Genomic DNA, 20,887 nt, shown 5'->3' with positions numbered 1-20,887 from the left:
AAACGCCTGGTCAACCGCCAGATCCTGACCGAGACCGAACCCGGAATATTCGCCCTTGCCCCGAAAAGGACCTAACCTTCCGAACCGCCCTCTCACAGGCTCAACGGAACGCACAGCACCCTCCCGACTAGCACAAACGTACGATCGCCGAGCCTAGTCACCCGGTAGCAGCCACACCGTGCGACACGTCGACCCACAAGCGCGCGATGGGCAGGCCGGGCTCACGGGGGTCGCCGTACGGCGACCTTGGACTGCTGGCACTCGCACGCCACGTCCGAGGCGACACGATGCTCGACGAGGGCATCGCCAACGCGGGCTGTCGTCACGCCGTTCGCGTGCCGGGTCGGCGTGCTGGGTCGGGGCGTTACACAATGCTTCCCATGAGTGGCGGTGAGCGGCGCCTGGGTGCGGTGATTCGGGTCCAGCCGCGGACCGACCCGGTCGGCGCGGTGACCGAAGACGACGCGGCCCGGCGCGTGGCGGCGTACCCGATCGGGCGGATCGGGGCGCCGTTGTTCGGTCATGCCGTGGACCTCGGCGGCGGGCGGTGGCAGGTGCACGGCCTGGTCGACGACGCCCCGCAGGCCGCCCGGGACACCCTGGCCCATCGGCTACGTGAACGGCTCGCCGAGACGACCGACCCGGCGCTGGCCGCTGAGCTGACCGCGGTTGTGCAGGTGCTGGACTGGGAGAAGGTCGACCAGGTCAGGGTGGCCGGCCGCGTGTACCGGGTCGTGCGGGCGGACACGTTCGCCCGGTTCGGCCGGACGGGCCGGAGCCACCACGAACCACCGACCCCGACCCCCGCCAGGCCGACGAGTGCGACAGCTTCCTCGCCGGTGACCTGATCGCTGGCCCGGCCGCGCCCACCGGTGTCGGTGAGGCCGCGCTTCGGGTCGAGTTTGGCCGCCACGCTCCCCCGGGCAATTCCGCCGGTTTCTCCACAGCCCGTACGTGCCTCGGGGCGAAGCGGGTATGCGTCCGCCCAGGCGGTGACGCGGTTGGCTTAGCGCTCCTGTGGACGTGGCGGTCACGGCGGGATCGCGTTGGGAGTGCGGGGTAGTCAGGCGTCGTGGTGGTGGCCTTTGGCGGCGCAGTCGTGCGAGATGCGGGTCAGGTGTTGGGCCATGCGGGCGGTGGCCGGGTGGTCGGGGTGGTCGCGTCGGTGGGTGGTGATGGTGTCGGCGAGGAGGGTGCGGGCGGCTTGGCAGTGGCCGAGGGCGTGGAGGACGAGGGCGGTGGCGGCGTGGGTGGCGAGGGTTCGGTGGGCGTGGGGGCCTTCGAGGCGGGTGAGCTGGTCGGCCAGTTCTTGGTAGAGGCGGTAGGCGCGTTGGTGGTGTCCAGCCCTCCGGTGGGCGACGGCTTGGAGGTGGAGGGCGTGGAGGCCGCGCGGGTGGGTGGGGCCGTGGAGTTGGACCGTGCTGCGGTGGGCGTAGGTGGCCCAAGCAATGGCGTCGGACGGGCGGCCGAGCCGGAGTAGCAGTTCGGCCAACAGCGCGGCGGCGTCGATGTATAGCGGGTGTGCGGGCGCGGTGGCTGTGTCGATGCCGGTGAGGCTGTCGTGCAGGAGTTGCCGGGCGCGTATCGGATCGTCGAGGGCCAGGTGACGGGCGGTGGCGACGGCCTGTACGCGTTCGGTGTCGACGCCGGGGCCGGATAGGGGCGCGGCGCGCCAGGTGAGCGCGATGTCGCTGGGGGTGGCGCCGATGGTGATGCGGGCGAGGACGCGGTGGGCGTGGATGGCGGCGAGGTGTGGGGGTGTCGGCGTGCCGGTCGAGGGGACGATCCGCGGTGCGTGCCGCAGGATCGCCCGGCCGACCGCGTCGGTGATGGCCGCGGCGTCAAGGGGTCGGGGCCGACAGCCCGCCTGGCATTGATAGCCCTGCACGGAATCCTGCAGCTCGGCGTGGGCCATCGGTTGGTGGCAGAACTTGCAGTGCAGCAGCCCTGCTGGCAGGTACGCCTCCCACGAGTCGGCGGCCGGCCTGCCCGGCTGGGGTGAGGGTGGGGCGGTGGCTTTGGTGACCCATTTCTGGACGAGGCGGGGGTCGAGGTTCAGCTGGCGGGCGACGGTGGTGACCGCGCCGTATGCCTTGACGGTGCGGGCGTCTACGACGCGCTGGACAACGGCGTCGATCAGGTCTGGAGGGTATCTGCGAGGAAAGGCCATGAGATGCGATTCCGGTTGGGGGTGTCGAGAATCGGCTGGCGGTAGATGGCACCGGTCGACTTGTTTCGGTGGCGAGGGCTGTGCGACTACGTGCGCAGGTCTTGCCAGCGGTTGTCGACCGGGTGGGCGGAGTTGATCGGGATGGCGCTGCTGCGGTGAGTGTTGCGGCGCATCGGGCGCAGGGTCGGCCCGTCGGGCAGGGTGACCGGTGGTCGGGGTCTGTAGCCGTAGCGGGCGAGCAGGTGTTCCCCGCCCATGGGGATGGTCGTCCAGGAGGGCAGGTCGATGCGGTCGAGGCGGCTGCGGTGGTGGGTCAGCAGCGCGGTGCCAAGGCCGGCCTCTTGGGCGCCGGGGCGGACGGCGAGGAACGCGAGGTGGTAGTGCGGTTCGGTGGGCTGTTTCGTGGACAGCAGGCTGTCCAGCAGGTCGAACCGGTCGGCGTGACCTCCGGCGGCGTCGGCGAGGCGGATGCGGTAGTTGGCCGGTGGGGGGATGGGCCGGTAGCGGTGGAAGCCGACGGTGGCGGCGGTGAGGTCGTCGGTGAGGTGGATGTCGCCGAAGAACATCGCGTGCTCCACCCAGATCCCGACCACACCAGCCAGCACATGGCGCCGCTGTGCTGGGTCGGGCACCAGCCACGCGGCGAGCGGACTGGAGTGCAAGGCGTCGGCGATCAGCGCGGCGACCAGGTCCTTGTCCGTCCAGCGGGCGGCGCGGATACGCAACGGAGCCTCCATCGGGATTGGTACCTCGTTGGCTGGGTCAGCGGTAGGTGGCGGTGGCGAGGTCACCAACCGCGGCGTCGACGGCGGCGGTGATGTCCCGCACCGACCGGTGGTGCTGCTCGGCGATTGCCTTCAGCCGTTCCGTGAGGGTGGCGGTGTCGTCGTCGAGGTAGAGGTGGCTGGTCAGGCCGAGGGTGGCGACGAGCCCGGCGAGGGCGGCAGTGTGGTTGTCGGGGTGCTCCCGGCCGGCCGCGAGGTACCGCAGCCGGGCCCGGGCGACGAGCGCCCACTTGCTGTCCGTGGCGAGGTAGGTGTCGGTGCGGGCGAGACCGCCGAGGCGCCGGCGGGTGATCTGCCGGAGGATGCCAGCGGCGACGAGCCCGGCGCGGGTGCGCTCGTACAGGTCTTCGGAAAACGCACGAAGGAAGGCCTTCAGCGGTGGTGCGGCGCGCCCGTAGCGGATCGCGGCGAGGGCGGTGTCGCCGATCAGGTCACCGACCGGCTGGTCGGTGTGCAGACGCAGCCACCGCTCGCCGGCAGGGCGGTCGTCGTTCGGGTCGAGGACGATCCGTCCGGCGAGGAACAGGTCGATCAGGACCGCGCCGGCCAGCCCGATCGCCAATGCCTGCCGGTGGATGTGCGGGTGGCCGGTGTCGTCGTTGTGGCCGAGCAGGAACAGCTCATCCCGCAGCGGCAGTCGAGGAACACTCATCACGCCGGCCCCCTACCCCAGCCCTACGGCGAGCTGACGAAGCCGGCCGTGCACCCCGCCGTACCCGGCCGAAGATGCCGGAAGCAGCGCCATGTCAACAGCGGCGAGGACGGTGTAGTTCGGGTCGCACACGTTGCCGATCGGTGCCCGCCCCACCTGCGATACCAGCTGGTAGGCGTCGAGCATCTCGAGCCCGGTCAGTGACTCCACCCAGCCCACCAGGTCGTGGTGGGCGATTCGGTAGGCGTCCTCGAGTGGACGGGCGCAGCCGATCGACATGATCGAGGTGTCGGTTTCCAGGCGCGGCCACACGGTCGGCACGCCCTTGATGACCTCAACGGCGAGGGTTGTGGTGGTGGCGATCTCGACACCCACGCCGCAGGCCTCGCCCTCGCCTTGGCGGGCGTGGCCGTCGCCCAGGGCGAGCATCGCCCCGTGCACATTCACCCCCAGGTAGAGCGTGGTGCCGGCCCGGAGTTGCGGGGTGTCGAGGTTCCCGCCGTGGGTGTCCGGGACGATCGTGGAGCGGGCTTCGAACCCGCCGGGGGCGACACCGATCGTGCCGATCATCGGATCCAGGGGCAGGTCCACCGTGTGGCCGCTTTCGGTGGCTTGGAACCGCACCGTGCCTGCCTGCCGGTCGATGCCATATACCCACACCCGTTCCTCGAGGGGTGGCTGGAGGGTGGCCGTGTGCGAGGTAGACGTGAGGGCGCCGAAGTGCGGGAACGTCGAGGACATACCCCAGTCACGGGCCGGGGCGATGGAGGCGAGGTGGATGGCGAGGGTGTCGCCGGGCTCGGCGTCCTCGACGAAGAACGGCCCGGACACGGGGTTGAGGTAGGGCATGCGGCACACCTGCGACGGCAGGTCGCCCGGCCCTCGCACGAGCCCCCCGAAGCAGTCCTCTGTGAACACCTCGAGTACATCCCCGGAGCGCAGGTGCGCGACCGGCATCCGACCGCCGAAGGTGTAGGCCAGCTCGTCCCGCGCCGGACGGTAGGTGAACTTCTCCATGCCGGTCACACCCGCTCCACGTCACGCTGCTGCGGCTGGAAGGGCGCCAAGCCGGACAGCACCGGCCGGCGGCCAGACAGGTACAGGCCGGCGAGTACGACCACGCCGAGGGCGAGCCAGGCCAGGCCGAGGCGCTGGGCGGCGATGTTCGCGTTGACCACCACGTAGGCGAGGATCGCGAACCCGATCGCGGGCATCACCAGGTGCGCCCACCAGTTGCGGCTGCGCTGGCGGATGAGGTGGTGCACCACCACGGAGACGTGCAGGACGAGGAAGGCGACCATCGCCCCGAAGTTGATCAGCGACGACAGCAGCGTGATCCCGTCCGTCCGACCGGCCATGTACAGGCCCAGGGCGAGGGACACGGCACCGGTGAGCAGGGTGGCGTTGATCGGCACGTTCCGGCGGATCGACACCTTCGCCAAGAAGGCGGGCAGCTGCCTGTCGCGGGCCATCGCATACAGCAACCGGCTGGTGGCGACCTGGGCGACCATCGAGTTCGGCAAACCCCAAGCAACCGCCGTCGCCACCGCACACACCGTCGCCAGCCAACCCCCGCCCGCGACGTGGGCGGCGTCGTAGAAGGCGGTGCCGTTCGGGTCACCGTTGGCCAGCAGCGCGCCGGGGTCGGGGACGAGCATCGCGGCCAGCCACGTCTGAGCGATGAACAACACCCCCGCCAGCACGAGGACCGCGGCCATGGCCCGGCCGATCTGCCGGGAGCCGCCCTTGGCTTCCTCGGCGAGCATGCTGATGCCGTCGAAGCCGAGGAACGACAACACGGCGATCGACACCGCCCCCGCAACGAGGGACCAGGTGAATGTGTCGGAGTTGTAGAACGCCTCCCAGCTGAACCGCCCCTTCCCGGAAGCGACCGCCCAGGCGGCGACGGCCAGGAAGATCGCCAGGATGATCAGCTCGCCGATCAGCATCACCCGGGTGACCACCGCCGTCATCCGGATTCCCACCGAGTTGACGATCGTGTTGACGGCGACGAAGGCCAACAGCCACGCCCACACCGGAACCGACGGCACGGTTGCCTGCATCGCCACCGACGCCACCAGATACAACAGCCCCGGAACGAGCACGTAGTCGAGCAGGATCACCCAGCCGGCCAGAAAGCCAACCGGCGGGCTGATGCCCCGGCCTGCATAGTTGTAGACGCTGCCCGACATGGGGAACGCCCGCACCATCTGCGCGTACGAGAACGCGGTGAACACCAGCGCGACCACGCCGATCGCGTACGCCAGGGCCACCATCCCACCGGAGCCGGCGTACACGCTGCCGAAGATCGCCATCGGCGCGATCGGCACCATATAGACGAGGCCGTAGGCCAGCAGGTCCCGGAGTCGGAGCTGCCGGCTCAGCTCCTGCCGGTATCCGTAACGGGCCAACTCATCCTGCTCGAACATCGCGCGAGCCTTCCTGACAAGGGGTAATGGGGAAGCGGTGGTCGTGGGCTGACGCGTTCCGCGGGCGCTTCACCGCCACACCGGCCAGCCACCGCGCGGTCGCTGGCTGCGGTGTCGGCTCCGTCGGCTGCCAGGCGTCTGGCGGGACGAGGCCCGGTGGCAGCAGGTCCAGTCCGCTGTGAAGGCGCTGCACAGGTGTTGGTGCCGGGAACGGCGTGTGCGGTGCGGCGGCGAAACGGATGGCTGCGTAGATGGCAACGTCGTTGGGGTGCGCTACGACGAGAACGGAGCCGGCGGCGAGAACCCTGGTGATCGCGGTGATCGATTGCTCGAGCTGCTCCGTGAGTGCCGGCGCGAGCCCGGCGAGGACCAGGCAGACGGACTCGCGTGCGTCAATCGCCTCGACCTCGGCTGCTGCCTGTATCGCGTCGGTGAGTGAATCAACGCCAGCTAAGGCCACCGACTCGCGGCCAAGGTCGGCGACGGTTAAGCGGCTGAAGGCCACCGCGACTGGATCGGATGCCACGTAGACCACCCGCGCGTCGGCCGCAGCGTCGGCGGCGACCTGGTGGACGCCGCCCGGCACGGGCAACGGTGGACCGGGCACCACGAACTGCCGGATGCCGAGAGCCGCCACGTGCCGTACCGCCCGCGCGACGAACGATCGGCATGCGCGCAGGTCGGCCGCTACCTGCGGCACCTGTCGGAGCAACTGGTGGGCCGCCGCGCGGTCGACCGCGAAGTTGTGAGCCCCGCCGAGAAGATAGTCCTCAACCCGCCACCCAGACGCCCTGTCCAGGCGCACCTCCTCTGGCTCGCGGTTCGAGGCGTTGCTCCGATGGCTGGGGCTTGGGGCAGCAAGGCATCTAATCAAGGTCGTCGTGACGGGCGCCGGGAAGGACAGCGCGGATGCGACAGGGCAGAGCGCTGCATGTTGTGTCTCGCGCCGCAGGCTGGGCGCCTGTGCGAACGCAGTCGCGGCAGAATCCGTTCTACTCATCACTGTCTCCTTCCCTCGCTGTCCTTACGGTTGGGGTGGGCACGTTCCTCGGTTCTGCCTTCTCGCGCTGGATAGGTCGAATAGGCACGTGGTCGCATGGCGGCTGACGTGGCTTGTCGCAAGTTAAGGCGAGCGCTATCGATGTCGGCTATGAGTGTCAGTCGATTCCGACAATCCGCTGACAGCGACTACGGATTTTGGTGACCCAGGGCTCGGAGAGATAGTCGGAGGCGGACGGGAGGAACTGGACGGGCGGGCGTACGGATCGCGTCTGGCCAGGTCAGGACTGGGTCAACCTGGCATCGGCGGAGATTGCTGCCTTGTCGGAGAATTGTCGGAGGTCGTTGACAGGTCTTATCGACAAGGGTGATTGATGGTTGTGATGGGGGTGTCATCGCTCGTTCCGGCGTCCGGAACGTGGCGGTGAGGGGCAGCGCCGGGCAACCCGCTCGCGATGCCTCCCGATGCCCACTTGTTCAGTAGAAGGGAAATGTCATGGCCAATTCCTCCATGCCCGAGGCCGCCGCCGTCGGCCGCCGGGCCGCCGAGATCCTCGAGGGCATGCGGCAGCATTCGGCCTTCGACCGGTTGCACAGCTCGTCGATGAAGTACTCCAGCTGCTGGGCGACGTTCACGGGCTACCCGGCGGTCAGCCGGTGGTCGCTGGATCGGGACGCGGGGCCGCTGCTGGTCGAGGCGCTGCGGGTGTTGGCGCTGAAGGCGGCGGTGTTCGAGCTGTCCGGCGGCGACGAGGAGGCCGCGGAGTTGCTGGTGCCGGCGCCGGTGGACGAGATGGTCCACGCGGTGCTCGCCCAGTTCACCCTGATGTCCCGGATGCAGGCCGACCTGGGCGTGGTGTTCCCGCACGCGACGGAGTTGGAGGAATTCACCTACACCCGCGGGTGCGTGACCGACGCCTACTACGCCGCTGCCGGCTGGGGTGAGCAGCCGCTGCGGTACTGGCTGGACTCTGCCGAGGTGACCCGGCGGCTGAACCAGCTCAACGCCCACTACCAGGCGGCGGGCCTCGGCCGCGACGGCCGCAGCCACGACTTCGATTTCGACCAGCCGGATCCGGCCCCAGCCGTGCCGGTTGGGGTCAGCGGTTAGCCAGTTCCACCGACAGCACCCGCCGCATGGCCGCCACCACCTGCTTGGGATCGAACCGTTCACCGGCGACCCGCTCGGCGCGGGCAACAGCGGCGAAGATCCCCTCAGGGGGTGCGTCCCGCAGCACGGCGACGAGCCAGCCTTCCAGGTCCACCAGGTCGGCGGGCAGTTGCAGGGCTGCGAGGGTCGGCACCGGCCGTGGCGCCTCGACGGGGACCGGATCACCCTGTGAGGCGTAGCGGCCGGGGGGAAGCCCGACTCGGTAGGGGTGGACGCAGACGGCGACGCCGTCCGCGCTGGTACGCCATCCGATGTCCGGGTTGTAGGCGAACTCGGGTCCGGGCCGGTCGACCACGTCGAACTGGCCCGGCCCGAGCTGCTGGGCCGGGCACACAACGCAGGTCTGCTCACACCACTGCGGTAGCGGCCCGGACATGAGGCCGATGCTACGGCAACCAGGAGGTATCAGGGTATGACGGTCTTATCGCCTCCCCGACCCGCCATCATCGACCGCGCCCTGCGCGACGCCAGGCGGTGGTGCGCGGGGCACACCATCGACGACCGCCCCGCTCTGGTCCACGCGGTCCGGGTCGCGGTGACCATCGGCGACCACGTCCCCCAACCGCCGCCCGACCTGGTCGCGGCGGCGCTGCTGCACGACGTTCCGGACTTCGCCCCCGCGACGCCCGACATCTACCAGACGCTCGCCGCCGGATACAGGCCGGAGGTGCCGCGGATCATCGCCGCCCTGCAGGCCGAGCACCGGGCCCTCGACGAGCCGGACCCGCCGATCTCTGTGAACGACCTGCCGGTGCTGCTCGCGTCCACCGCCGACAAGATCGTCGCAGTGGGGTCGCTGCTACGTCGGGCCCACGCCAGCGGCGACACACCCGGCTTCTTCGCCCGACGGCCGGCGTTACTCGCGCTCCTGCCGCACTTCCGAGTTTTCCAGCAGACAGCCCACCCTCGGGTACCGGCCAGTATGTCGGCCCGCCTCGACCTCACGCTGACCCGGCTCGAACAAGCCACCGCCACAATCCAGACGGCGAGCACGCGGTGAACACACCCGGGCTCAACGAGGGCACCGTCGACCAACTGCGGCGTGACCTGCTCGCCGGCGCGGGACACTCGCAGACCGGCCACAAGGTCATCCAGGCGTGGGAGCTGTCCGCTGTCGAGCGGCTGCTCCTCGCCGACGGCAGCACCGTGGTGTGCAAAATCGCCGCAGCACCCTTCACCGGTGAAGCCGCCGTCCTGCGAGCCCTCAGCGAGTTGGGTGCTGCCGTACCCGTTCTGCACGGCTACGCGATGCGCCATCAGGCGCTGGGCATGCTGATGGACGACCTCGGCGACCCGCTGCGGCCCCCGACCGCGGCCGAAGCCGCAGCCGCAGCCGCCTGGGTCCATGCCCTCCCGCGTTTGAGCACGTTGCCGACGTTCGACCAGGCGGCGCTGGCGTGCCTGCCCGAGCAGGCACTCGACGCGCTCGCCGCTCTTCGACAGCAGGCACGCTTCCTCGACGCCGCACCTGTCGAGGATCTACTCAAAGAGCTGGCCAAGGTAGCGAGTCGAAGAGCGGATGGTGCCGAACGGCCGCCCTTTGGGCTATGCCACGGCGAGTTCCATCCCACCTCGCTGCACGTCAGCCGGACCGGATGCCGCCTCGTTGACTGGGCGAAAGCGTTTACCGGACCCGGGCTTCTCGACCTGGCCACCTGGTTCGGCACCCGCACGCCGGTCGAACCCGGCAGGCTCGCCCAGCTCATCTGCGCCTACATCGGCGCTGGCGGCCACCCCGATGCGGCGGCTGACCGGGGTGGCCTGCCCGCAGCGCAGTGGGCGCTGGGCTGGCACAGGGTGTGGGCGGCGTGGTGGTTCCTGACCACCGCCGCCGCCGGCCACCACCGGCCTGACACCGACCCGCGCCACTGCCAGATCGTGCTGCGCCAGCTTGTCGGGGCCGCGCAGCTGTTCGGGTTGCCCTGCCGGCCACCACCAGCCGTCAACCACTGAGAGAAGATCCTCGTGAAGCACCTCATCGTCGACACCCAGGTCGGCGGTTCTCCGCACCGTGCTGAGGATCGGGAGTGCGGCGAGCTCGGGCCCGCTGCCGTGCCGGGCTGCGCGCCACCCACCGACGTGATGGTGGTTCACCAAGCGGTGGGCCTGCACTCGGCGCCGGGGTCGCGCGGGTGCTCTCGACATCTCGGCCAGCGTTATGGCCCGATCAGTGGCACCGTGGCGATCGTTGTCCAGCGGTAGGTGCGACCTTCGCGTCGTAGCGCGATCAGCGGGACTTCGTTGATCTTTACCTGGGCGGGGGGCTGGTGGCGCAGTGAGGCGAGCCGGTCCCGGATCGGGCCGGTCGGTGCGGCTGAGCCGCTGTAGGCGATGGTGACGTGCGGCCGGAACCCCTGCGCGGCTTCCGGCACCGTCCTCCACACGGCACCGATGGCTTCTCTGATGCTGGTGCGGAGTCGCTCGACTTGGTCCCAGGGTTGGATCAGGAGGCCGATTCCTTCGGCGTCGGGGTCGACAGGGCCGAGGGACAGTTCCAGGGGTGGCAGGCTGACGCAGCGTTCACGGGCCTCGGCGACGATGGCGTCGAGGTTTTTGTCGCTGACCTCGTCGGTGAACCCAAGGCCCTGCATGGTGAGGTGCAGGCCATCGAGTGGCACCAGGTCGAGCCCGGGTAGCGCCAACTGGCTCTGCAGGTAGGTGACGAGCTGATGGAGTTCGGGTTGGTGATCGAAGGTGAGGTGCCAGGTATAGAACTGGCGGTCGGTTCGCCAGCCGGGGCGCCAGTACCAGTGTTCGGTAAGTTCGGGCAGTTCCTGGTAGGCGGTCCAGCGTTGGTCCAGGCTGGCCAGTTCCCGGCTACTCATGACGGAGATGGTAGGGCCGGCGGTGCCTGGGCGCCGATCTGAGTGCGGTCGCCGAGTAGTTCCGCGACTTGCCGCAGTTGTGGCTGCTGGGCGAACGGCCGCGCGGTGGCAAGGAAATGACGTGCACGCTGGCTGACCGACTCGTAGCGCTGGTCCGCGGTGAGAGTGAGGGCTTCCAGCGCCAGCGCGCTGGCCTGCTCGGGTTCGGGGTTGCCGCGGTTCAGGTAGGCGGTGGCCAGGTCGAGGCGACTGAGGGCTTGCGGGCCGCGGAGAGCTGCCGCGTCGAACGCGTCGATGGCCGTGGTGAGGTGTGTGGTGACGTCCGTGCCGGAGCCGAGGGTCAGGTAGGCGGTTGCCGCGTTGGCTGCTGTCCTCGCCTGGCAGTACGGGCCGAGGGCGAGGCTCGCGCTGGCCTGGGCGCTGGACGGATAGTCGGATAGTGCGGTGAACGCGTGGTCGACGGCCTTGTCCACGGCGTACCGGTCGCCGAGATGCGCGAGGGCCCGCGCCTTGCCGTTGATCGTGAGGCGGATGCTGTGTGGTCCGGTGCCGCCGCGGCGCAGGCCGTCTTGCGCGTAGGCCAGCGCGTCGTGGTAGTCGCCGGTGTAGAAGGCGATGAGGCTTTGCGTGGCGCGGGCCCAGGCCTGCACATCGCGCTGTTGCGCCGCTTCGGCGAGGTCGAACGCTTCCGCGGCGTAGGCGTGCGCGACGCGGAACGCGCCGAGATCCAGGGCAAGAGCGCCGAGGAGCCCGGACATGTAGGCGGCGACGCTGTAAAGCCGGGCGCGCTGCGGCGGGTGCTGACGGCCGCACATGAGCTGATCGACGTAGGTACGCAGCGGTCGCATACGCGCCACAAGGACGGCCGGGGGGAGGCGCTCGTTGTCGGCGATTGCCCGACCAACCTCATCTTCGAGGTACGCCAGCCGGGCGTCATCGTCGTTGCAGGACTTCAGCACCAGCCGGCGAGCGTCGATGCTGTCCTCGTGTTCCCAGAGGACCGACCCGTCATTGCCGGCGGAGTCGAGGCCGATGCGGATGGCGGTCGCCGGCCCGGGAATTGTCCTGGCCGCCTCGGTCGCCGATCTACGGTGTTGCTGCTGGGCACGCTCGGCGATGCGGTCGTACTCCTCGGCGAGCAGGCCCCCGGTCTGTAGAACGGTGTCGCAGCGCACCCAGAACGCACGATCGGGGCATTGGTGGCCGGTCTCGGTGTTCGCTACGGAGCTGCGGCCGTACTGCACGAGCCGGGCGAAGCCGTGCTGAGTGTGACCGGTGGCCTTACGCAGCTGCGCGAGCCGGCGGCCGAGGTCACGCCGGGCCCCCTTGATCTCGTCGGTGTCGGCCATCGCTGCTACCCCCATCGCCTGCGGACGCTGCGGTCACGGCGTGCCTAGACCATAGCTGCCGCCTGTGACCGTCCCGGACCGCCCAAGGCCCCCCTGCCTGTGGGGTGCGCACGGCGGGCACGGCCGGCGGTGACGGCGGTAATGCGCACGCCACCGGCGTTGTCGTCGGGTGCGAGCTGTCGAGATCAGCGGCTGCCACGCGTCGGACCGGGCGGTGTCAAAGATTTGTCGGAGTTGGTGTCGGCGTCTGCCGACAATGTCGGCTCGCGGTGTCGCGGGCGTGTCGGACTCCAGGGGTCCTACGGTCCACTCATGCCCTCCGGATGCCTTGACCTCACCGCCGGCATGCCCCGCAAGCGGATGGCCGCCGGGCTACTCGTGACCGATCCGCAACATCGGGCGCACAGTAGGGTGACTGCCACCACACAGCCTCGATGACTTCCTCGACGGTGTTCGATGCGCTGCTGCGCAGCTCGACCCGTAGAGGTGCTCTGACCCGAGGGAGGCGGCGATGACGGGCCCTGACGATGTGGGCGAGGAATGGCGGGCTCTCGGAAGGCAACTGGCCGAGTTCCGTAAGGCTGCCGGCTACACGCAGCACTCCCTCGCGCCGAGGACCATTTCGGGCCGCAGCACGATCGCCAACGCCGAAACCGGGCGCCAGCACCCGGACCGCACCTTCTGGGAACGCTGTGACGAAGTCCTGCAGACCGACGGTACCCTCGCCGCAGGCTACGACCGGGTCGTCGCCCTTCAGAGGAACTACCGGCGCAGCAGGAGCACCATCGCGTTCACGGCATCAATGGCCTCCGCGCAGGCCGACGCCACACTTCCCGCCTTTGATGTTCAGGCCGGCGCGGCGGATGTAATTGCCTCAGTGGGCGGAACTGCGGCTGACGACACGACTGACGGTGATGATCGAGGGGCGACCGCGGCAGGTTCAGCTCAGCCGTCGCGCACTACTGCACGCGATATCTGGCAGCCTGGTGGCGCCGCTTGCTGGTGTGGATGCTGCGCTCTGGGCGGACACGGTCCGCGTCGATCCTGCCCTCGTCGAGCATTTCGCGGTGCTGCGGTCCGTTCTCGTCGAGTCTGACAACCGCGTCGGCGCCGCGGCGATCCTGCCGACGGCCAGGCAGCAACTCGGCCACATCGCTCACTTCCGCAGAGTTGCCCAAGGCGGCCTGCACGACGCGTTCCTGCGCACCGAGGCGCGGTGGGCGGAGTTCGCCGGCTGGCTCAGCGACGACCTGGGCGATCGCGCCGCCGGTGACTGGTGGCTCGCGCAGGCCTTGACCATGGCGCAGGAAGCTCGCGACGCGGAGTTCACCGCCTACGTGTTCGCTCGCATGGCGCAACGCGCCGCCGAGGCCACCGACCGGGACCGCGTGCTCGGACTCGCCCGCGCGGCCGACCGCAACGGCGGCCACCGGGCGCCAGTGCGGGCATTCGCGGCGCTGCAACGCGCGCACGGCCACGCCATCGCGGGCAACACCAGCGCCTTCCAGGCCGCAGTGGACGACGCGCACCACCTCGTCGCGGGTACCCCCGCGGACGACGGCGATCTCGGCTCCTTCTGCACCACACCGTACGTGTGGGCGCAGGAAGGCGACGGCTGGCGCCGTCTGGGGCGCCCGCACGCCGCTGTCAAGTGCTTCGACCGGGCCCTCGACGCGTGGCCGGAGTCCTACCGACGCGAGCGAGGCCTGTACCTGGCACGAACCGCTGCCGCGTACGCGGCAGCGTGCGAGCCCCAGCGCGCCGCCACCACCGCCCTCGCAGCGCTCGAACTGGCCCGCCTCACACGGTCAGCGCGCACCAGGCGTGAGGTCGCCGCCGTCGGCGGCCACCTCACGACGATGTTCCCCACCGAGCCGGGCGTGGCCGACCTGCACGCCGCGCTGACCGCGTCCCCGCATACGACATGACCGGCCAGAACAGTCCCAACGGCTTCTTTGACGTCGCCTTCGTCGGCCGGGCCAACATCGACCTGACCGCCCAAGTCCCACATCGAGCCAGCCCAGGACGTACCACCTTCGCCTCGTCCCTTAAGGCCAGTCCCGGTGGCAAAAGCCTCAACCAAGCCATCGCCGCAGCCCGCCGCAGAGGACGCTGCTGCCTCATCGCCAACGTCGGCGCCGACAGCTGGGGCCAGCAGATCACAGCGGCCCTGGCCGACGCGGGCGTCGACACACGCCACATCACGCTCCTGCCCGAGGCGACCACGGGGGCCGCCATCATCGAAGTCACCCCCGACGGCGAAAGCTACATCACCCTCGCCCTCTCACCCGCGACCGAACTCACCGCCGACGACATCCAGCGCGCCCTCGATACCCTCGACACACAAGCCCTTGTCGTTCAACTCGACCTGCCACCCCAGCCGGTCACCGCGCTGCTGCACCGACGGCCCGCACCGATCATCATCGTGCAACCTCGTCCCCCACCCAGACCTCGACAACGCACTGCTACAGCACCTCGACGTCCTGGTGGTCAACCAACACGAAGCCGCCGCCATCCTGCACACAACCAACAACGACCCGCTCACCGCAGCCGCCGAGCTGCGGCAACTCGGACCCCGCGTTGTCGTCGTCACCACCGGCGCGCACGGCGCCGCCTACGCCGACTCCCACGGCTCCGGCACAGTGCCAGCGCCCACCGTGCCGGTCATCGACACCACGGGAGCCGGCGACGCCTTCCTCGGATCCCTCGCCCTCGACCTGGCACAACACCTCCCGCTACCCGACGCCGTCACCACCGCCGTCCACATCGGTTCGGTAGCGGTACAACACGCTGGAGCTCAGCCCGCCAGTAATCAGTAGGCGCAGCGCGGCCGAGGCGTACGTGGGGCAGCGACGGACAGACGGCTGGTGCAGACCGAGCGAAGGAAAATCGGCATCTGCACTCGATGCCAGTGCGGCTGGCCATACTGGCACCCACGGCGATCGAGATCAGTTGTGCACGCTGCCGCCATGCCAACAGCGGACGGTCGCGGGCCTCTGCTCATCGCGCCGGCGGCGGGCATCCCCCAGCACGCCGTGGCTAGGCGTCGAACCGTTCCCAGCCGAAGCCCGGATCGCGCAGCGAGCGGAGCGCCGACCGACACCGGCTCCCGACGTACACCTCGGTCGAGCCGTCTGGAGCGGCGGCGGTCGTGACGACCAAGCCCTCGGCGACGTAGTGGTGGGTAGGGTCGCCCGGCCACCGCATGGGTTGCAGGGGTACCCGGTGCAGTGGTTCGACCAGGAGCCGCGCCTGCTCCGCGGTGACAGTCGCGAAGCCGGTGAAGGGGCTGGAATATGACGCCTCGCAGAGGAGGAACTGCAGCAGAAAGGCGCTCAGCGGCTCCCGCTCCTGTTCCGCGTGGAGTCCGTCGTACTGAACTGCCGGGTCGGCCTCGGTCGGGGCCAGCAACATGGCGAAGACCCCCTGGTTCTCCGTCCCGAATTGCACTCGCCCGTCGTCCTCGTACTCCAACTCGCCGGCGGTGTAGATCTGGTTGTGCAGGCCGAACACCTCCCGGCGTCCAGCGGCGGCCTGGTAGAAGGCGAGCAGCGATTCGGGAAGGGCTGCATCCTGGTCGCCGAGTCCGTCGTCGCCGGGTGGGATGTCGGCGTACCAACCGGCCAGGAAGTCGCGTACGGCGGCGACAGGGTCGTGGGGCAGGAACCGAAGCCAGTCGAGGCTGGGAAGCGGTTGCTGCGGTGTTGGCCGCACCTGGTCGAGGACGTCGAACGGCAGACGCTCGGCGATGCGTAGCCGACACCACGTCAACTCGCCTATACCACCGAACAGCCATGGACTGCCGTCGGTGCTGATCGGCTTGTGCTGACTGACCGCTTTCCACAGCTTTCCCAATGGGACATAGCCCTCGGGCACGCGAACGAATCCGAGGAGCGGAGGTTCGGAACTGCTGAGCCGCGCTGCGGCGGCTTCGGGGAAGGGCTCACGCAGTGCCAGGTCGTCGAAGCTCTGCACCGCGTTGCCGTCAGGCTGGTCACCCGCCTGCACGATGACGAGCGTCGCCGACGGCCCGATCACGTAAGTGACATTCTCCGCTGGCAGAACCTGCGCCGGCACCCCGGCGCACGACAGCACGTCGGATTCCGTCACCACAGACCACCGTTCAGCCACCAAGCGAGGCTAGTGGATCTGCGCCGACTCTGGTTGCAGCCAGCGCCAACGATGAGCGCCCGTCGCCGGTCCGCTACTTTCTGTGACGGAGGAAGGGAGATCGTTATTGCCATGTGCAACTTGCATGATCGTACTTACCCTGCCAATGAAGATGCTTGAATCGGCAGAAAACCGGGCATAATGACACCCGAAATCGTCCTGAGCGACCAATCACTTTTTGCACGCCCCTGTCGTTTCACATTAAGCGGGCGACGACAGCCCGTGCACAAAGGGGCGGCACCCTGCCTGATCCGCGAGTGCCGCCCCGGCCTGCGCCCAGCCTCAGGGGAGAGGGAGACGCAAGACGATGAGACTAACGACCGTTTGGAGGTCCGGTAGTCCCCGCAATGGGAATTCCAGCGATTCGGCTCGCCGTAAACCGGCGATCGGAGAAGTAGCCGCGCTCATCGCGGCCCTCGCTACGGCTATCACCGCTATCACCGGGCTGATCAGCTCGTGCGGTAGCTAGCCCCAGCATGTGGCCAGCCGCCCGCCAAGACTCACGTCGCGGGCGGCTGGCCGCCATCGATGCTCCTTCGTGGGGTCGGGGTCCAGCTTGTGATGGTTAGCGCCAACCCGCAGACCCGGCACCCCGGACCTGGCTTGACGCGCCAAACCTCGTCGACGTACCCGTGACGGTCGCGTGCTCGTCCAGAAATGGCAGCTCAGGGATTTCGATCGGCTTTACCGGTCAGCTGCGGAGCAGGGCGACGACCCGGGCGAGTTCGTCCGGGGTGACGCGGGCGTCGAGGAGGGTCGCGATGCCGCCGAGGTTCCATTCCCGAAGCTGGTCGACATCCTGACCGGCCGCCCGCATGTGCTCGTCGCAGAACCAGTACCGGTCGACCCGTTCGGCCAGCGCGGCCCGCTCTGCGGCGAGGTCAACGCCGGGCAAGGTGAGCGTCCCACCGCACGTGGCCACTTGCCGGCTGAGGTCGTCGCCCCACAGCTCCAGCTGCCAGCCCGGCCACAGCTCGGACCATTCCTCGGCCAGCCCGACCAACGGCCGGATACTCCACAGCCCGGCCCGGTGCCGCGCAACATCGAGGTGCAGCCCCGCCGTCGGGTGCGTCGAGCATGCAGCGACGAGGTCGCGCGGATCGAGTCGGTCCAGCAGGCGCGGGCCGAGCAGCCACGGGGGGCAAGACTCGAACGGCAGGGCGTACGGCCGGCACCCGTCGGCGTCGGCCACGCTGACGAGGTACTCCACCGGACCGTCCGGCCGCTCCCCACCGTCGGGGTACAGGCCGTCCCACCAGGTCCGCTCGCTGCGCACCTGGTCGCGGTCCTCCCCCACGTGCGCCACCAGGTCGCCGATCCCGTCGTACGCCCAGCTCACCGTCCACCCGTCCCAGGTGCGCCGATACGCGTCGAGCAGCCCCGCACGGTAGGCGTACCGCCGCTCGAGAGGAACCTGCCCCAGTTCGGTGAAGAGCAGCAGGTGCCGCGCCTCGACGTCGATGAGCACGCCGCCCTCGCAACCCAGGTCGTCGATCCAGAAGTCGTGCCGGTAGTCGTCGAGCTGGGCGAGCCAGCGAAGCGTGATGTCGGGCCCAGGAGCAAAGTGGTAGTCGAGGGAGTAGCCGGCGCCGCCGCCCTGCGCGTACCGATCGAACCGTCCGTCCCGAACGAGCACGTAGTTCACCCGACTGCCCATGGCCGCTGATACTAGGGCTGCGAAGTTGAGGCATGGGTTGCCTACCGTCGATTGGATCCTGACCGTCGAAGGCAAACAGCCCAGCCTGCACGTCCACCTCGCCGGCCTGCCCTTGCGAGCCGTCCCGGATGCCACCCGCGACACCAACCGCGGACACGACCGCCGCGAGATCCGCACCCTGAAGATCCTCACCGTCGCGGCCGGGATCGGGTTCCCACACGCCGCTCAAGCCCCTGCAGATCCGCCGCCGCAGACGCCGCCTCGACCAGCCGAAACGCTTCAACACCGAGACCACCTACGCCGTATAGGTGCCAGCTCGATCTGTGGCGTGTTGATCGTCGGGCCGCTATCCGCACGACCGTTGAAAGGCCTCCGCCAGAATTGTAACGGCACATCACCGAGGGACGCCGATCCACAAGGGACGGTCGTGGTGCGCGGCCGGATCCCTGACCGGGCGGGACGACGGGCCCCACACCTGTCCGTGGTCCCGTCCGGCCTCCCCCTTGTCCGACCCGTAACAGCGACCATGACGCCGGAGGCCCCATGATCGTCGAATCAACCACCCGCACGCCACCGCCCCGCTGGCCGGGCACCAACAGTCGGCCGGCACCTGCCGCTGGGAACCAGCCGACACATCCCATGCAGCAGGTATGGGAGCAGCCGCGCGACTGGCTGCCGTACGCCGCATTTGGCGGCATGACCATGATGATCGGGTGCCTCGCCACGATCGTGGTCGTCCTGGCTCGATAGCGAAGGTTCCCCAGCCATCAGCGAGCGCCCCCGCCGTCGCCGGCTTGGCGGCCCGGGGGCGCTCGTCTCATGCCCCGGCCTCCGGCCGTCTGGCTTTGTCGTCTGCCGGAAGTGAGTGAAGCGGTGGGCCAAGCAACCGGTACGCAGCCTTCGGGAAGGTGACCAAACTTCGCCGATTGAGATGGCGGCTGGCGGAGCTGACATCCATAGCACGCTGACGGCCGTGGTAGCGGGCCTGGAGAGTCGCGCGGAGCAATGGTCAAGACTCGCCTTAGAGCGCACCCCACCAAGGAGACCGCAAGTTGTCACTGCGGAGCCGTCGGCTCCGCTAGTGATTCAGGCGGTACGACGCCGTTTGCTGGCGATCTTGCCGGCGACGGCGTCGGCGGCTTCCCGGTGCAGCCGCTTGACCACGCTTTGGTAGGTGTCTCGGGTGAGTGTCGTGGTGGAGTGGCCAAGTTGGTCCGAGACGACCTTGACGTCGACGCCAGCGTCGAGGGCAATGGTGGCGGCGCCGTGGCGAAGGTCGTGGAGGCGGATGGGTGGCAGTCCGGCTCGCTTGACGAGTCGGCGGAAGCGTTGGGTGACGGCGTTGGGGTGCCATGGTTTGCCGTCGGGGCGGACGAAGAACAGCCCGGTGTCGGGCCAGTCTGTGCCGGCGGCGAGGCGCCAGGCGTTACGGCGGGCCTTGTAGGTGGTGAGGACGGCGACGGTGTCGGGGTCGAGGATGACGTCGCGGTTGCCGGCGTCGCTCTTCGGCCGTTTCTGGTGGGTCTCGTAGCCGTGGGTGGCGATCTGGTTGACGATGCTGACCTCACCTTTGGCGAGGCGGACTTCGGCGTCGAGGAGACCGCATGCTTCACCGCGGCGGGGTCCGCGGTAGGCCATGAGGTGCAGCAGGGGGTGCAGGTCGGGGGCGTGTTCGGCGGCGTAGTCGAGGAACTGCGCGAGGAGGTCGTCGGTCCAGACCATGACCGGGCCGGGAACATCGCCGGTGGTCTTCCACCTGTCGACGCGTTCTGGTTCCCAGACGATGGGCTTGGCGCGGGGGTGGGGGGTTTTGACGAGGGTGGTGGGGTTGGGGATGCCGCTGATGACCTCGCGGGCGAGGGCGTCGTTGAACGCTTTGCGCAGGGTCGCGCGGATCCGGGCGATGGTGGCGGGGCCGGTGGGTCGTATCCCTCGGACGCTGGCGCGGGTGTCGGGGTCGGTGCTGGCTTTCGCCGCCTGGATGTCGGCGTTGCGTTTTTCGATTTTGTCGATGAGGTCCTCGATGTGGTGGGGGCGCAGCTTGTCCAGGACGACGTCGCCGATGTGCGGGATGAGGTGCACGCGAACGTGGGATTCGTAGCCGCGGCGGGTGTTCTCGTCGACCTTGAGCCGCTGCAGCCAGGTGGCCAGCCAGTCCGCGAGGGTGGGCACTCCGACCAGTGGGGTGTCGGTGCGGAGCCGGTTGCGGACGGTGTCGACGTCGGGCAGGGCCCCGCCTGCGCGGAGGGTGGCTTGCAGCAGGTCGCCGATCTCGGTGCGGTGGCCGCGGTTGCGTCCGGCGAGGTCGAGCAACTGGCGGGCGCGGTCGAGTTCGCCGGCGGCGGCGGTGCGGGTGTCGAAGCCGGTGGGGCGTAGTTGTCGGCGGCGGCCGTCGGCGGTGGGTGGGAGTTCGAGTTGGTAGGCCCAGTGGCCGTGGTCGGGGTTCCAGGACCGGTTGGCGCGGCGGAGTTTCGGGCAGAGGTTGCCCAGGGGTTTGCGGGTGCGTGGGTCCCGGCACCCGCAGCGTTTGAAGATCGATCCTTGAGACATGTGCGGGACTCTCCAGGTGCGGTGGGAGTTGGGTAGGCCGCGTGGGGCGGCAGCGGTTTTGTCGATCGACATGCACGCTCGACTGCCCGCGACGATCAAGTCGTCGCGGGCAGTCGCCGCTTGGCGGTGT

The 20,887-nt window shown here is 69.3% G+C and carries 17 protein-coding genes and 3 pseudogenes; 8 read left to right on the top strand and 12 right to left on the bottom strand.

Translation table 11 applies throughout. From position 1 onward, the window contains the following. Positions 1-206: 206 nt before the first annotated feature. Positions 207-1,063: pseudogene (locus AB0I41_RS32065) on the top strand (DUF5954 family protein). Here AB0I41_RS32065 and AB0I41_RS32060 read toward each other — a convergent pair. The 6 genes from AB0I41_RS32060 to AB0I41_RS32035 form a co-directional block, all read right to left on the bottom strand. Continuing rightward, positions 1,064-2,170 carry a hypothetical protein gene (locus tag AB0I41_RS32060; RefSeq protein ID WP_357114514.1) on the bottom strand — a complete coding sequence of 369 codons (1,107 nt, stop codon included), beginning with the start codon at positions 2,168-2,170 and terminating at the stop codon, positions 1,064-1,066. A gap of 86 nt (positions 2,171-2,256) precedes the next feature. After that, entirely contained in the window at positions 2,257-2,895 is a 639-nt protein-coding gene (locus AB0I41_RS32055) for an N-acetyltransferase (protein WP_357114512.1), read from the bottom strand. Positions 2,896-2,932: 37 nt separating this feature from the next. Continuing rightward, positions 2,933-3,607, bottom strand: coding sequence for a GPP34 family phosphoprotein (locus AB0I41_RS32050; RefSeq protein ID WP_357114510.1), 675 nt, complete (start codon positions 3,605-3,607; stop codon positions 2,933-2,935). Between the two features lie 12 nt (positions 3,608-3,619). Then, positions 3,620-4,624 carry an acetamidase/formamidase family protein gene (locus AB0I41_RS32045; RefSeq protein WP_357114516.1) on the bottom strand — a complete coding sequence of 335 codons (1,005 nt, stop codon included), beginning with the start codon at positions 4,622-4,624 and terminating at the stop codon, positions 3,620-3,622. A 5-nt stretch (positions 4,625-4,629) separates the two neighbouring features. After that, a complete protein-coding gene (locus tag AB0I41_RS32040; RefSeq protein WP_357114508.1) occupies positions 4,630-6,036 on the bottom strand; it encodes an APC family permease in 1,407 nt (468 codons plus the stop codon). Beyond that, positions 6,020-7,036: an SAM-dependent methyltransferase gene (locus AB0I41_RS32035; RefSeq protein ID WP_357114506.1), complete on the bottom strand. Its 1,017-nt coding sequence runs from the start codon at positions 7,034-7,036 to the stop codon at positions 6,020-6,022. The genes AB0I41_RS32040 and AB0I41_RS32035 overlap by 17 nt, the downstream gene beginning before the upstream one ends. Before the next feature lie 495 nt (positions 7,037-7,531). On the opposite strand from AB0I41_RS32035, the gene AB0I41_RS32030 reads away from it, so the two are divergent. Further along, complete coding sequence (locus tag AB0I41_RS32030; RefSeq protein WP_357114504.1) at positions 7,532-8,146, top strand: hypothetical protein; 615 nt, start codon at positions 7,532-7,534, stop codon at positions 8,144-8,146. Here AB0I41_RS32030 and AB0I41_RS32025 read toward each other — a convergent pair. Next, positions 8,136-8,582 (bottom strand): hypothetical protein, encoded by a 447-nt coding sequence (locus tag AB0I41_RS32025; RefSeq protein WP_357114502.1) that lies wholly within the window; start codon positions 8,580-8,582, stop codon positions 8,136-8,138. The two genes, AB0I41_RS32030 and AB0I41_RS32025, sit on opposite strands and share 11 nt — an antisense overlap. Positions 8,583-8,618: 36 nt before the next feature. Here AB0I41_RS32025 and AB0I41_RS32020 point away from each other — a divergent pair, with 36 nt between their 5' ends. Next, complete coding sequence (locus tag AB0I41_RS32020; RefSeq protein WP_357114500.1) at positions 8,619-9,206, top strand: metal-dependent phosphohydrolase; 588 nt, start codon at positions 8,619-8,621, stop codon at positions 9,204-9,206. Next, positions 9,203-10,159 carry an aminoglycoside phosphotransferase gene (locus AB0I41_RS32015; protein WP_357114498.1) on the top strand — a complete coding sequence of 319 codons (957 nt, stop codon included), beginning with the start codon at positions 9,203-9,205 and terminating at the stop codon, positions 10,157-10,159. Before AB0I41_RS32020 ends, AB0I41_RS32015 begins: the two co-directional genes overlap by 4 nt. A gap of 203 nt (positions 10,160-10,362) precedes the next feature. Here AB0I41_RS32015 and AB0I41_RS32010 read toward each other — a convergent pair whose 3' ends face one another. Beyond that, positions 10,363-11,031, bottom strand: coding sequence for a 2'-5' RNA ligase family protein (locus tag AB0I41_RS32010; RefSeq protein WP_357114496.1), 669 nt, complete (start codon positions 11,029-11,031; stop codon positions 10,363-10,365). Beyond that, positions 11,028-12,380, bottom strand: coding sequence for a helix-turn-helix transcriptional regulator (locus tag AB0I41_RS32005; protein ID WP_357114494.1), 1,353 nt, complete (start codon positions 12,378-12,380; stop codon positions 11,028-11,030). Before AB0I41_RS32005 ends, AB0I41_RS32010 begins: the two co-directional genes overlap by 4 nt. Before the next feature lie 511 nt (positions 12,381-12,891). Between AB0I41_RS32005 and AB0I41_RS32000 the strand changes: the two are divergent. The 4 genes and pseudogenes from AB0I41_RS32000 to AB0I41_RS31985 all read left to right on the top strand — a co-directional run. After that, positions 12,892-13,047, top strand: a pseudogene (locus AB0I41_RS32000) (helix-turn-helix transcriptional regulator); the annotation flags it as partial. Positions 13,048-13,294: 247 nt separating this feature from the next. Further along, positions 13,295-14,308, top strand: a complete 1,014-nt coding sequence (locus AB0I41_RS31995) for an XRE family transcriptional regulator (RefSeq protein WP_357114518.1) — start codon at positions 13,295-13,297, stop codon at positions 14,306-14,308. Further along, positions 14,305-14,676 (top strand): annotated as a pseudogene (locus tag AB0I41_RS31990) (PfkB family carbohydrate kinase); the annotation flags it as partial. The gene AB0I41_RS31995 and the pseudogene AB0I41_RS31990, both read left to right, overlap by 4 nt. 55 nt (positions 14,677-14,731) lie before the next feature. After that, entirely contained in the window at positions 14,732-15,199 is a 468-nt protein-coding gene (locus AB0I41_RS31985) for a PfkB family carbohydrate kinase (protein WP_357114492.1), read from the top strand. A gap of 220 nt (positions 15,200-15,419) precedes the next feature. Here AB0I41_RS31985 and AB0I41_RS31980 read toward each other — a convergent pair whose 3' ends face one another. From AB0I41_RS31980 to AB0I41_RS31970, 3 genes are all read right to left on the bottom strand, one after another. Then, positions 15,420-16,490: a hypothetical protein gene (locus AB0I41_RS31980; RefSeq protein WP_357114490.1), complete on the bottom strand. Its 1,071-nt coding sequence runs from the start codon at positions 16,488-16,490 to the stop codon at positions 15,420-15,422. 751 nt (positions 16,491-17,241) lie between these two features. After that, a complete protein-coding gene (locus AB0I41_RS31975; RefSeq protein WP_357114488.1) occupies positions 17,242-18,207 on the bottom strand; it encodes a hypothetical protein in 966 nt (321 codons plus the stop codon). A 1,086-nt stretch (positions 18,208-19,293) separates the two neighbouring features. Continuing rightward, on the bottom strand, positions 19,294-20,757 hold the full coding sequence (locus AB0I41_RS31970; protein ID WP_357114486.1) for a tyrosine-type recombinase/integrase: 1,464 nt from the start codon (positions 20,755-20,757) through the stop codon (positions 19,294-19,296). Positions 20,758-20,887 lie beyond the last annotated feature (130 nt).

Source organism: Micromonospora sp. NPDC050200 (assembly GCF_040656135.1).
In the GTDB taxonomy this organism is placed as follows: Bacteria; Actinomycetota; Actinomycetes; order Mycobacteriales; family Micromonosporaceae; genus Micromonospora.
The sequence above is the reverse complement of the archived record's forward strand: the minus strand, read 5'-3'. Positions and strand labels throughout refer to the sequence as shown.